14 protein-coding genes are annotated in these 12,918 nt (G+C 40.0%); 8 read left to right on the top strand and 6 right to left on the bottom strand.

Annotation, left to right across the window (positions count from 1 at the left end):
- Positions 1 to 33 precede the first annotated feature (33 nt).
- The 3 genes from ACE1AT_RS08675 (at position 34) to pyrR (ending at position 2,240) form a co-directional block, all read left to right on the top strand.
- On the top strand, positions 34 to 477 hold the full coding sequence (locus ACE1AT_RS08675; protein WP_374867305.1) for an Rrf2 family transcriptional regulator: 444 nt from the start codon (positions 34 to 36) through the stop codon (positions 475 to 477).
- Between the two features lie 116 nt (positions 478 to 593).
- Positions 594 to 1,559 carry an adenosylcobinamide-phosphate synthase CbiB gene (gene cbiB / locus ACE1AT_RS08680; protein ID WP_374867331.1) on the top strand — a complete coding sequence of 322 codons (966 nt, stop codon included), beginning with the start codon at positions 594 to 596 and terminating at the stop codon, positions 1,557 to 1,559.
- 123 nt (positions 1,560 to 1,682) lie between these two features.
- Positions 1,683 to 2,240, top strand: coding sequence for a bifunctional pyr operon transcriptional regulator/uracil phosphoribosyltransferase PyrR (gene pyrR, locus ACE1AT_RS08685; protein ID WP_374867307.1), 558 nt, complete (start codon positions 1,683 to 1,685; stop codon positions 2,238 to 2,240).
- Positions 2,241 to 2,331: 91 nt separating this feature from the next.
- Here pyrR and ACE1AT_RS08690 read toward each other — a convergent pair whose 3' ends face one another.
- The 3 genes from ACE1AT_RS08690 to ACE1AT_RS08700 are packed head-to-tail and all read right to left on the bottom strand — an operon-like array spanning position 2,332 to position 5,426.
- Positions 2,332 to 3,816 (bottom strand): CIA30 family protein, encoded by a 1,485-nt coding sequence (locus tag ACE1AT_RS08690; RefSeq protein ID WP_374867309.1) that lies wholly within the window; start codon positions 3,814 to 3,816, stop codon positions 2,332 to 2,334.
- A gap of 10 nt (positions 3,817 to 3,826) precedes the next feature.
- Positions 3,827 to 4,096, bottom strand: a complete 270-nt coding sequence (locus tag ACE1AT_RS08695; RefSeq protein ID WP_374867311.1) for a Ycf66 family protein — start codon at positions 4,094 to 4,096, stop codon at positions 3,827 to 3,829.
- A 25-nt stretch (positions 4,097 to 4,121) separates the two neighbouring features.
- Positions 4,122 to 5,426: a protein kinase gene (locus ACE1AT_RS08700; protein ID WP_374867313.1), complete on the bottom strand. Its 1,305-nt coding sequence runs from the start codon at positions 5,424 to 5,426 to the stop codon at positions 4,122 to 4,124.
- 275 nt (positions 5,427 to 5,701) lie between these two features.
- Between ACE1AT_RS08700 and ACE1AT_RS08705 the strand changes: the two genes are divergently transcribed.
- Positions 5,702 to 6,586 (top strand): alpha/beta fold hydrolase, encoded by an 885-nt coding sequence (locus ACE1AT_RS08705; RefSeq protein WP_374867315.1) that lies wholly within the window; start codon positions 5,702 to 5,704, stop codon positions 6,584 to 6,586.
- Positions 6,587 to 6,667: 81 nt separating this feature from the next.
- On the opposite strand, the gene ACE1AT_RS08710 is transcribed toward ACE1AT_RS08705, so the two are convergent.
- The 3 genes from ACE1AT_RS08710 to ACE1AT_RS08720 form a co-directional block, all read right to left on the bottom strand.
- Entirely contained in the window at positions 6,668 to 7,474 is an 807-nt protein-coding gene (locus ACE1AT_RS08710) for a Uma2 family endonuclease (protein WP_374867317.1), read from the bottom strand.
- Positions 7,475 to 7,584: 110 nt separating this feature from the next.
- The gene (locus ACE1AT_RS08715) at positions 7,585 to 8,190 is read right to left on the bottom strand and encodes a class I SAM-dependent methyltransferase (protein ID WP_374867319.1); all 606 of its coding nucleotides are present in this window, start codon (positions 8,188 to 8,190) and stop codon (positions 7,585 to 7,587) included.
- Positions 8,191 to 8,233: 43 nt separating this feature from the next.
- Positions 8,234 to 8,581 (bottom strand): S-layer homology domain-containing protein, encoded by a 348-nt coding sequence (locus ACE1AT_RS08720; protein WP_374867321.1) that lies wholly within the window; start codon positions 8,579 to 8,581, stop codon positions 8,234 to 8,236.
- 139 nt (positions 8,582 to 8,720) lie between these two features.
- Between ACE1AT_RS08720 and ACE1AT_RS08725 the strand changes: the two genes are divergently transcribed.
- From ACE1AT_RS08725 to ACE1AT_RS08740, 4 genes are all read left to right on the top strand, one after another.
- Complete coding sequence (locus ACE1AT_RS08725; protein ID WP_374867323.1) at positions 8,721 to 10,229, top strand: UbiD family decarboxylase; 1,509 nt, start codon at positions 8,721 to 8,723, stop codon at positions 10,227 to 10,229.
- Between the two features lie 4 nt (positions 10,230 to 10,233).
- Positions 10,234 to 10,806: an SH3 domain-containing protein gene (locus tag ACE1AT_RS08730; protein WP_374867325.1), complete on the top strand. Its 573-nt coding sequence runs from the start codon at positions 10,234 to 10,236 to the stop codon at positions 10,804 to 10,806.
- 76 nt (positions 10,807 to 10,882) lie between these two features.
- Complete coding sequence (gene rimM, locus ACE1AT_RS08735; RefSeq protein ID WP_374867327.1) at positions 10,883 to 11,545, top strand: ribosome maturation factor RimM; 663 nt, start codon at positions 10,883 to 10,885, stop codon at positions 11,543 to 11,545.
- 607 nt (positions 11,546 to 12,152) lie between these two features.
- On the top strand, positions 12,153 to 12,918 hold a 766-nt coding region (locus tag ACE1AT_RS08740; RefSeq protein ID WP_374867329.1), incomplete at its 3' end, for an RNA-guided endonuclease InsQ/TnpB family protein.

Genomic DNA, 12,918 nt, shown 5'->3' on the forward strand with positions numbered 1-12,918 from the left:
AATGACAAAGGACAAAGGACAAAGGACAAATAAATGAAACTAACTACCAAAGGACATTACAGTGTCAAAGCATTGCTAGATTTGAGTTTGCAAGCTGCTTATGGGCCTGTTTCTACTAAAGCTATCGCCTCTCGTCAGGATATCCCAGCTCCTTACCTAGAAAAACTCCTAATAGAAATGCGTCGTGCTGGGTTAGTAAAATCTGTTCGTGGTAGCATCGGCGGATACCAACTGGCAAAGAAACCTGCACAAATATCTTTAGGAGAAATTTTAGAAGCCGTTGGTGAAACAATAGAACCTTTACCCCATCATCAAACTTCCCCAGGACAAACAGAAGATTGGGTAACATTTACTCTTTGGCAAAGGCTGCACCAAAAATTGAAAGAAGCGTTGTACAGTATTACTCTGGCAGACCTCTATTACGATGCCCGTAGCTGGCAAGCATCTCTTGGTGAAGAAGCCAGTTTTATTGTTTAGTCATTGGTCATTGGTCATTGGTCATTGGTCATTAGTTATTAGTTATTAGCTTTGCACAAATAATGAATGACAAAGCAACAAACAACAAAAGACAAATGACAAATGACAAATGACAAATAACTTCTATGATTGTTTTAATCCTTGCAGCTTATTTAGACTACATTATTGGCGATCCTTGGGGCTGGCCTCATCCCGTGCGAGTAATGGGGTGGATAATTTCTCGTTTCTGCAAATTTGCTTTCATATATTGTCAAAATCCTCTCACACAACGACTAGCAGGAATATTTTTAGGCATTTCTCTGATCATTGGTAGTGGAATAGTTGGTTATTTAATAATACAAACTGCTAAATCCCTACATCCGTTGTTGGGAATTGCTGTAGAAATCATTCTCCTAGCCAGTTGTTTTGCAGCCAAAAGTTTACGAGTTGCAGCTCAAACAGTTTTACAACCTTTAACATTAGGAAAAATCCAGGACGCTCGTTCTACTCTGAGTAATTATGTTGGTCGAGATACAGAAAATCTCACAGAATCAGAGATTTTGCGAGCAATTCTGGAAACAGTCACAGAAAATGCAGTTGATGGAGTCATGGCTCCTCTTTTTTATGCAATAGTTGGCGCATTTGTGCCATTTATCGGCCCAGTTCCCTTGGCTTTGGCATATAAAGCCAGCAGTACACTGGATTCTATGGTGGGTTATCGACAAGCACCTTATACTGATTTGGGCTGGTTTAGTGCGCGGTTAGAAGATGGCTTGACTTGGGTTCCTTGTCGGTTAACGGTGATTACTATCGCGCTGCTGTCGAGTAAACCTTTGCATGTTATCCGAATTTGTCAGCGCGATGCACCCAATGATCCTAGTCTAAACTCTGGTTGGAGTGAGTGTGCATATGCTGCTGCTTTAAATGTACAGCTTGGAGGTACTAATTGGTATCGCGGCGTGGCTAAACATAAACCCCTGTTGGGAGATGCTACTCATCCAATCACTTCAGCTAGCATTGATCAAGCCTTCCAACTAACTCGATATTGCTTTTTGTTATGGTTAGGGATAACAACTCTGTTGTTAATTGCCATAAACAAGTAATCATGAAAATAGGGAATTAGTAATCAGTAATCGGTTATTTGTATTTTTCTTGCTCATCATCTGTTACTGATTCCTCATGACTCGGTTTTTTAGTATAAATTTTGCTCAGGGGGATACTGGTATATGACTATTTCTACCACTTCTACCAAAGCTAAAGTGGTTGAGATTCTCTCATCTGAAGAACTCCGTCGTACCGTCACTCGTCTTGCTTCCCAAATTGTCGAAAAGGCTCGTGATTTATCCCAGTTAGTGCTGCTTGGTATTCATACTAGGGGAGTACCTTTAGCAGAATTATTAGCACGCCAAATTGAAGTGTTAGAAGGTGTATCTGTGCCGGTAGGAGCCTTAGATATTACATTCTACCGCGATGACCTCGACCAAATAGGGCTACGAACTCCAGCCAAGAGCGAAATATCTTTTGATTTGACAGATAAAACTGTTGTACTTGTAGATGATGTGATCTTTAAAGGACGAACAGTTCGTGCTGCTTTAAATGCTGTCAACGAATATGGTAGACCAGAGGTAATTCGTTTAGCTGTACTGGTAGATAGAGGTCATCGTGAGGTCCCAATACATCCAGATTTTGTTGGTAAGCAGCTACCCACTGCCAAAGAAGAGATTGTCAAGGTTTATTTACAAGATATAGATGGAAGAGATGCAGTTGAATTAATTGCAGATTAGCTAATAGGAGAGACGTTGCAATGCAACGTCTCTACTACCCCAAAATTATGACGAAAAATCTCTAACCGAGAAATATCAAGGTGCGAATTTACTACTTATCTGGTTGCAATTGTGAAAATAATTTTTGCCAATCAATAGAAGTAGCGCGATTTTCTCCCTCTTTAACTTCAAAAGTGACGTTACAGGCTTGTGGCTGTGTTAGCGCTTGTACACAAATTTCTGCCACATCTTCGCGACTAATTTTTCCCCTAATATTGTCACCTTGCTCAAATATTAAAGATTTGCCACCTGCTTCTTCTGTCAATGCACATGGTCTAATAATTGTATAGGGAATTCCACTGGCTCTGACACTGTCTTCACCCTTCAATTTCCAAGTTAGAATCCCTCCCAATTGGTCGTTTAATCTAACTGCTGGTGGTTCTTCCTCCAAATTAATTCCTGGACGTCCGGGACGAGTCACCCCTGCGGAACTAACAAGAATAAATTGTGGTAAACTTTCTCCTCCGTAAGCTTTAATTGATTCTAATTGCAAGGCAAAACCACCAGGAGAAAATTGTGGATTTAATTCTCCATCATATTCAAACTTGCTCAACATTAATTGAAATGAGGAAATTTGATTGGTGTCAATTGGCGGAGAATCTTGCAAAATTTTAGCCCTAAATACAGGAGTCAAATCCGCAAAGGGAATCCGAACATTGATCCAAGTATTGGCTATTGTGTCAAAAGAATAACTAAAACCAACTCCATCCCATTTTGTGTCTGTACGGAGAAAGAATTTATAACGCTGCCCATCTCCCTTGACCCGCAATTCTATACCTTCGTAGCCAGATAAATTAAAAGCAGGAGAGAAATTTTTTGTTCTGACAGAAGCAAAGCCACCAGAGTTAGCAGTGGAAACATTACCAGCAAATAAAGCTGTACCTTCTACTAATTGCATATTACTTTCACTGACTCCACCCATGACTACATCATCTACTGCACCCCAGATATTTTTTATTTCTGTGGATGCGTTGGTGAAATCAAATAATATTTTGTCTCCAGAAGCAGATAGATATTTTGCAGCAGCTTCTACCAAGTTTTTGACGCCTCGATACTCTACATTTTCGGGAGTGTCGCCGACTATTTCTGGCTGGTAAAATTTTACACCTTGATAGTATTTTTCTCGCTCTGGAGTATCTCCTTCTTTTGGCTGTACACGTACTGCGGTACAACAAATTATAGCTTGGATATTAGCCATGACCAAGGATGTTAAAGTTTCTGGCTGAGTAATATCCGCAGCTACCAAGTCAACCTGATCACCAAGAATTTGTCTGGCTTTCTCGATGTCACGTACAAGCGATCGCACTCGATAACCCTGTTCAACTAGTCGCCGTACCACTCGCTTCCCAACACCACCCGTCGCCCCTGCTACTAGTATGACACCCACCTGTTTTGCTCCACTTGGTTGATTTTGATTATCTTTAGTATGACCTTGAAATAAATCTTGTATCCAGTTAATCAAAGGTACAACTTCAAAATAAGTAAGGGTTTGGATAAATCGACCTAAGTCCCATTGAGAGCGATTTTTATCAGTCATAATCGTATCCTTACTGTTGTGGATTTTTACTTCGCAATCGGATACTTTCAAAAGTGTAAAAAATAGCAGATATGGTCAAAAGAATTAAATTAAATTGTATTAGTTCTTTTCCATACCATCTATCATTGAAAAATAGAATAAAACCACTAATCAAAAACACTATTATTAATACTATATCTTGCCGACGGAATAAATTCGGACGCACAAAAGGTAAAGCTGATAAAGCAAGGGCTGCAATAATTAAAATTGTACCGATGAGGTTAAGTGGATTTTTAAACATTTATCTATTGGTTAGTGGTTAGTGGTTATTTCTTCATTCCACGTAAACGAATGCATTCCGCAGCAGAAAATATACCTGCTCCTGCTAGCAAAAACTGGCTGATTGGTATTTCTTGATTGCCATAGGATTGATATTCTTGAAATAGGAGGAGTATGCCACTCAAACAGAATACAACAGCAAATACCGCATCGTAATCTTTTGCTAGCCTTGGATAGGAAGAACGAAGGAAAAATAGACCGACTCCAAAAGTTGCTAAACCAATACCTAGCAGAATAATCCAGGTGGGTGCTTTAAATAAAAATAATCCTGCCGCACCGACAAAAGGTAAGAATCTAGCCACAGAGAGAGTTTTGTCTATCCAAGCTGGTGGTGCAACTTGAGAAGCAGGAGTGGAGTAGTCCGTGACACCAGAAGGGGATACTGATGTTAGTGGGTACATATTCATCATCTGTGGCATTGTTGATTGGGTGTTGACAGATGAGATTTGTGCTTGCGTCGGTGGTATTGGATATTGTAATTGCTGAAGATCCTGCAATACTTCTGTTGCAGATTGATAGCGATTGCGATAGTGGTAACGCACCATTTTTTGTAAAATAGTTACTAATCTGGGGGATGCCTGCGCTTGATTTGGCCAAATAATTTCCCCAGTTTCGGGATTATCTTGTAACTGAGTTGGTAATATCCCCGTTAGTGCTTGAATGGCAATTATCCCCACAGCATAAATATCACTATTTGGGCGTGGTCTACCTTGGGCCTGTTCTGCCGGCATATATCCAGGAGTACCAATCGCAACAGTTGCAGTCATTTGACTGGGAGAATTGGCGAGTTGCGATCGCATTTGTTTCACAGCGCCAAAATCAATTAAAACCAATTTGCCATCTGAGTCACGTCTAATTAAATTATCCGGCTTGATATCACGATGAATCACGCTGTAACCGTGAACAAACTCCAACACTCCCAAAACATCCTGCAACATTTGGATAATTTGGCTTTCGCTCCAAGGTTGACCACCCCGCATTTCTGCACTGAGTGGGTGTCCCACAATCAACTCTTGCACTAAACAAAATTCTTCGTTTGCTTCAAAATAAGCTAATAGACGAGGAATTTGGTCGTGATTTCCCAATTGTTCGAGTATTTCTGCTTCACTATTAAATAAGCGTCTCGCAGTTTGCAAATAATATGGTTCAGAACTCGCAGGTTTCAGCAACTTGAGAACACATTTAGGGTTTCCTGGTCGGCGGGTATCTTCAGTAATATAGGTTTCACCAAATCCTCCGGCACTCAGGACTTGGATAACTCTGTAACGACCGTCTAGTAGCTTTCCTAACATGGTGGGCTGGTGCGAGTGTTTTTATTCATCTTGCCACACGATGACAAAATGTTTACTAGCGAAAACAAGAAGGAAAAAGCGAGAATGGAAAAGATAAAAGCTAGTAAAAGAGAATGGTTAATTCTAAAGAATACCAATGACAAGTGACCAATGACCAATGACCAATGACTAATGACTAATACCGATAATTTCTCGATGGTACAAGTCCCCAGATTTATCTGTGAAATCAATTCAAAATCCAAAATCCAAAATCCAAAATCCAAAATCGGTTGACCATGCTTCAGTTTCAACCTCCCGGCTTCGGGCATAAAATCATCCACACCTCATTAGGGTCAATGGTTTACTATACCCAAATTGCAGCACCTTGGTGTAATGGCGATACTGAAGATTTAACACCACTAATATTTTTTCACTGTTTTGGTGGTGGATCTTCTGCTTATGAATGGTCGAAAGTTTATCCTGCTTTTGCGACTTCTCACCGCATACTCGCACCAGATTTAATTGGTTGGGGAGATTCTGCTCATCCAGTACGAGATTATCAAATCAATGATTATCTCACAATCATTACAGAATTTATCAGACACACTTGTTGTCCACCTGTGAAAGTAGTTGCATCTTCTCTAACTGCTGCTTTGATAATTCGACTGGCTATTGCTCAACCTTTTTTATTCCAAACGCTATATTTAGTCTGTCCTTCTGGTTTTGATGACTTTGGACAAGGTTCTGGGCGTAGACTTCCACTTCAGGTGATCAATACTCCACTGTTAGATAATTTAATTTATGCTTTGGGTGCTGAAAATGAAGTGGCAGTAAATAACTTTTTGCAAAGTTTTTTGTTTGCCAAACCGGAACGCGTTTCGCCAGAAATAGTAGAGGCATATTTATTTTCTGCTCAACAGCCAAATGCCAAATTTGCAGCATTGGCATTTTTGCGGGGTGATCTTTATTTTGATTTAAGTTTATATATTGAACAGCTAAATATTCCCACAGTAATTTTTTGGGGGGAAGAGGCACAATTTACAACTGTGAAATTAGGACAACGATTAGCAAAGTTGAATTCAAGAGCAATTCAAGATTTTCATGCGATTCCTGATACAGGAATACTGCCACATCTGGAACAGCCAGAAATAGTAATTGGTTTATTACAGCGATATTTGTAGGTAAATCGAAATAAATAGAATGCGAGTTACGAAAAATAAACACGCTTTAAACCCTTACCAATAACAAATGACAAATGAAACCTAGTTAGTGATCTGTTCTATTTGAGATATAGAAAAACCTGTTAAATTTGCCACCTGTTCTGCTGACATTCCTGTTTGCAGGAGATTTTGTGCTGTTTGTAATAGCCTAGACTCTGCTTGTTCTGCTCTTTGTCGTTCCTGTTCTGCTTTTTGTCGTTCTTGTTGTGCTTTTTGCCGTTCTTGTTGTGCAATTTCTTCTGATGTAGGTAGCAATTCTCCTTCTAATGTTGCCCAACGTAGCCAAGATGTTTCAACACCTTTATAATTTCCATGCCAAACTTGCAGTCCTAACCCCAATGATTTACTGACTAATTGATTGTGTTCATTTGCAACCAAAGGTTGGTAAACTCCATTACTTAAAAAGAAACCAGCCCAATCATCAGGATTAAAGGGGTCAAACCAAAAATATTCTGGCACGCGGATCTGATTTTGATAAATCAACTTTTTCTGATTTTTATCAACTGCGGCGGTACTCTCAGACAATAACTCAATGATCACATCTGGTGCTTTTTCTTCTTCCCAAATTACCCAACTGCGACGTTCTCCTTTTGGAACTCCCAAGACAGCAAAAAAATCTGGTCCTTTAAAATCTTTGTTCCGCACTTGAGCCATGCTGTAGTAGACGAACATATTGCCGCCTACATAGCCATCCTCTCGTTGTTCTAGCCAAGGTGTCAAGGCGTCAATTAACAGATCCATCTGCAATTTATGGCGTTGACTCTCCATTGGCTCACCATCATCATAAGGGAGTTCTGCCTGAGTTGGTGGCAGTGTTACATAGGGTGCTGTGAGGGCTGTTTCGGACATGGCTTTTCACCTGTTGCAGAGCCATTACGGACTCTTTCTATGTTACCTAATTATAAATATGGAGTGCGATCGCATCCTCACGACAATTAAAAATTAAAGCACTAAGAGACTTAAATTCTTTCTAAAATACTAAATAATGCTTTGGGCAATGGGTCGAGAGTACCTTGATAAACTGTTTCCTGAATAGAGATGACATTGAAGCGATCGCCAAAAATTTTCTTGATTTCTTCAGGTGTAAATCGATAAGGGCCTTCTTCTCTTGTTTCCAAATGACTAAAGCATTTCAAAAATAAGTAACCTTTGGGCTTAATCAAATTATGGACAATGCGGACATAATCCTGTCTCAAATCAGGATGAAATACATGAAAACAGCCCCGATCAAACACAAAATCAAACTCTTGATTTAAATGACTATTAAAAATATCATCTTGTCTAAATGTTATATCTAAACCTTCTTCTTTAGCTTTACTCTCAGCCTGAATGATCGCAGCTTCAGAAATATCAGTCCCGGTAACTCGAAAACCTTTTTTCGCTAATGCTACCGCCTGTGTTCCTGGTCCAGTTCCTAAATCCAACACTGTCCCAGAGTTAATCTTCAACTTAGCTAAAGCTTGCTCCAAATCAGCATCCAAATCTGGATTGTACCAAGGCATCGTCTCAACTTGGCGTTCTTGATATAAATTATTCCAATTAGGGAATTCCCGTTGTTGAGTCATGATCCGTCTTCATCGGTGTACATCTATAAATTCGAGCCAAAAATCATTTTTGAATATTCTCAACTCGCTGATTTAATTCTCGAACTTGCCGATTTAATTCTATTTGCCGTTTGATTAAAACATCAAAATCTGATTTCGTGGCTAAATTTGCCCGATTGGGAATAAGTTCTTCTACTTGATTTAAACAACGATTCATTCCCGCAGCAAATTCGTAGCGGGTGACTGGTTGAGAACCACGATATCTCCCATCTGGGTATCCAGAAAAACAACCTATTTGTGTAGTATTACTATCTTCGTTGCTGGGAATTTGTGCCAGTGTTATCGATGGGTAGGAAATAATTGTTGCTATTGCTAAAGTCGTCACTAAAGCAGTTGGAGTAATTTTAGACATTTTTTATACTGCCTCTTGCCTGTTCCCTGTTAAGAGTTCCCTATTGCCTTTTAAATACTAGAGTAACGAAAGAACTAGAGAAGAGAAATAACAGATAATATAAAAAACGCTTCATAGTTCTTAAAATTTTTCTAACACGATGGCAAGAGATTTACGGCAATTTATCAAACTTCTAGAACAAAAGGGACAACTACAGCGAATTACAGCGCCAGTAGATCCAGATTTAGAAATCGCGGAAATTTCCAACCGAATGCTACAAAAGGGCGGCCCGGCGTTATTGTTTGAAAACGTCAAAGGTTCATCTGTACCAGTGGCGATCAACCTAATGGGGACGGTGGAAAGGATATGCTGGGCGATGAATATGCAGCATCCGCAGGAATTGGAAGAACTAGGGAAAAAGCTGGCGATGCTACAACAACCCAAACCGCCCAAAAAGATTTCCCAAGCGATCGATTTTGGTAAAGTGCTGTTTGATGTACTCAAGGCGAAACCTGGACGAGATTTTTTCCCCGCTTGTCAACAAGTGGTAATTCAAGGGGAAAATTTGGATTTAAACAAGTTACCTTTGATACGTCCCTATCCTGGTGATGGTGGCAAGATAATCACTCTGGGGCTTGTAATTACTAAGGATTGTGAGACAGGTACACCCAATGTCGGCGTGTATCGATTGCAACTACAATCTCACAATACAATGACCGTGCATTGGTTGTCGGTGCGGGGTGGGGCGAGACATTTACGCAAAGCCGCCGAACATGGCAAAAAATTAGAAGTTGCGATCGCCTTGGGTGTTGATCCTTTAATTATCATGGCAGCAGCCACACCAATTCCGGTAGATTTATCTGAATGGTTGTTCGCCGGACTTTACGGTGGTTCCGGTGTAAAATTGGCAAAGTGTAAAACCGTAGATTTAGAGGTTCCTGCTGATTCTGAAATTGTCCTCGAAGGAACAATTACACCAGGGGAAATTTTACCAGATGGGCCTTTTGGTGATCACATGGGCTATTACGGTGGTGTGGAAGATTCACCCCTGATTCGCTTCCACTGCATGACACAGCGCCAAGACCCGATTTATTTAACCACATTTAGCGGTCGTCCACCCAAAGAAGAAGCGATGATGGCGATCGCTCTCAATCGGATTTATACTCCCATACTACGCCAACAAGTTTCGGAAATTATCGATTTCTTCTTACCCATGGAAGCTTTGAGTTACAAAGCAGCCATCATATCTATAGATAAAGCCTATCCTGGACAAGCGCGACGGGCTGCATTAGCGTTTTGGAGTGCGCTACCACAGTTTACTTACACCAAATTTGTGATTGTCGTGGATAAAGACATCAATATTAGAGATCCGCGTCAAGTTGTGTGGGCAATTAGTTCTAAAGTAGATCCCACACGGGATGTATTTATTCTGCCGAATACGCCCTTTGATAGCTTAGATTTTGCCAGTGAAAAAATTGGTTTAGGTGGACGTATGGGTATGGATGCAACTACAAAGATTCCACCAGAAACCGAACACGAATGGGGCGCACCTTTAGAATCAGATCCAGAAATAGCAGCGATGGTGGAAAGGCGTTGGGCGGAGTATGGTTTAGCAGATTTGCAACTCACAGAAGTAGATCCGAATTTGTTTGGCTACGATTTGAGGTAAAAATATGACATCAGCGATCTTGCTGGTGTCTAAAAATCGGAGAAAACAATTGAACGATCAAGTTTTTCAGCAAGCGATCGCCTTAGCGTTTTGTAGTATTAGTGTGCTTGTTAATACTGGTATCGCCAATCAAACTGTCCTCGCACAACCACCCAAGCAACAAAAATGTGATATTTATGCCTACGTCATCACCAAAGAGCCACAAGGTCTAAACGTGCGGAGTGGTGCAAGTCCTACTCACAGAATCTTGGGGAAAATAGCTACTAATGAGACAGTCAAGATAGTTGCTGCTTCGGGAAAATGGGTCAAAATTACTGATATCACTGGTGATTTTAAAGGAACGGGCTGGGTGTATTTACCAATGTTAAGTATATCCTCGCGGGGATATGGTACTGATGGTGTAAATATTTACAGCAATGCCAATCAAAAAAGTCAAAAAATTGGCAAAGTTCCCCCCAGCACGAGTGTCAAATTATTAGGCTGTCAGGGAGAATGGGCGCAGGTTGAATATCAAGGTATCAAAGGTTGGTTGGCAAGTGAAGATCAATGTGGTGCGGCGCTGACTAGTTGTTCGTAAGGGGATTGGGGATTGGGGAGTGTAGGAAGTGTGTTGAAAATAGGAATTGGGGAGACAAAGGAAGATGAAGAAAAATATGAAACAAAAGGAGACAGGGAGACAAGGAGACAAGGAGAAAAAGAGAAAAGAAGATCGAAAAAAATCTGACTCTTCATTTTCCAATCCTTCTATCTCTACTTCTGTCACTCCTCAATTGGAAGATTGGATGGAAATTGGTACGATTGTGGCACCTCAAGGTTTACACGGAGAAATGCGGGTGTATCCTGACTCGGATTTTCCCGAACGTTTTGAGGTTCCGGGAAAGCGTTGGTTGTTGCGTACAGGAGAGATGAAACCGCAAGCAGTAGAATTGGTTGCGGGTCGTTATATTGAAGGTAAAAATCTCTACGTAATTAAGCTGGGTGGTGTGGATAATCGCAATCAAGCTGAGGAATTGCGCGGTTGTAAGTTAATGGTTCCTGAAAGCGATCGCCCCCAGTTAGGAGAGGATGAATATCATGTCCTTGATTTAATTGGCTTGCAAGTTTTTATGCAGGAGTCTGGCGAACTTGTTGGTACGGTGGTAGACGTGATTGCTGCTGGTAATGATTTATTAGAAGTCAAGTTACACCAACCACCAACCAGCAACAACCAACAAAAGACTGTTTTGATTCCTTTTGTGAAAGCGATCGCACCAATGGTAAATTTGGAAACTGGCAAGATTGAAATTACACCACCACTTGGTTTACTAAACATTTGAATCTGTTGCTAAAGCATTAAGAAATGGTAAGTTAGTTGGACTAGTAATTGATGAAGATAATCAATCTGAATTAACGACAGAACGAGGAAAAGCTTGGATTAATCAGTTATAAAAACAATTCAAGCTATAAATGCTTTTTTTTGCCGACTGACCCCTCTCAAACTACCAAATGTATATCTGTACCAAAGTTTAAATTTTAAGTAAGAAAATCATAATTCAGTATTTAAGACTCTAGAATATTATTAAATACTGAATTATTCAGTTATTTAGTTAGGTATATTAGTTGAATTCAGAATAAACGACTCCTAAGACATAATTGTCTATTTTTGCTTCTCAGTTGGGAGATAGAGGATATAAAGATATATTTTATTTTTGTTATTTTCACCAAAACAATGGGTCTGAAGCCTCGCCCTAGAAGGGCGACTTTTTCTTAATTTTTAGCTTCCTAATCAATTCCCTAAGTACATCAGACTTTGTTCTCTTAATTGGTTTGCAATACTCTTCAAGATGTGCTAACTCTTCTTCTGTTAATCGGAAAAATACGCTTTTATCCATGGTTTTGTATGTCTAAATGATATATAATAATCACAGACTTAGAGGGAAGTTAGTGAAAGCCAGATACCAGTATCGTTTTTACCCAACAGCACAACAACAACAGAGTTTAGCTCAGTTGTTTGGATGTGTTCGTGTGGTATGGAACGATGCGTTGGCTATCTGCAAACAGTCCAAGAAACTTCTTAAAAACAGTGACCTGCAAAAACTTGTCATCACACAAGCCAAAAAGACTATTGAACGGGAATGGCTCTCAGGCGTCTCTACTACTCCATTGCAGCAGTCTGTTGCTGACTTGGGTATTGCCTACAAAAACTTTTTTGATTCACTTAGAGGCAAACGAAAAGGCAACAAAGTAGGAACTCCAAGATTTAAAAAGAAAACAAGTAGACAGTCTGCAAGGTTTACGCTTAATAGTTTTTCAATGAAATGTGGTGAGGTGTACTTGGCTAAGATTGGCAACGTTAAGCCAATTTGGTCTAGAAGTCTGCCCTCTGCGCCTACTTCTTGTACTGTGGTAAAGGACTGTGCTCATCGCTATTTCCTTAGCTTTGTTGTAGAAGTTGATCCTATTCAAATCGACGCTAAGAACCAAAGCATTGGTATTGATTTAGGGATAAAAACTTTTGCTGTAATGTCAGATGGAACAAAAGCTGAAAGTCCTAGCTATTCAACATTAGACAGGAAAATTCGCCAACTTCAGAAAAAATTAGCACGCCAACCCAAAGAATCAAAACGTAGAAACTTAACTCGAATTAGAATCGCAAAACTGCATAACAAAATTGCCGATACTCGCAAAGACTTTCTACACAAACTATCGA

The sequence above is a fragment of the Pelatocladus sp. BLCC-F211 genome (genome assembly GCF_041928655.1).
Classification (GTDB): Bacteria; Cyanobacteriota; Cyanobacteriia; order Cyanobacteriales; family Nostocaceae; genus Pelatocladus.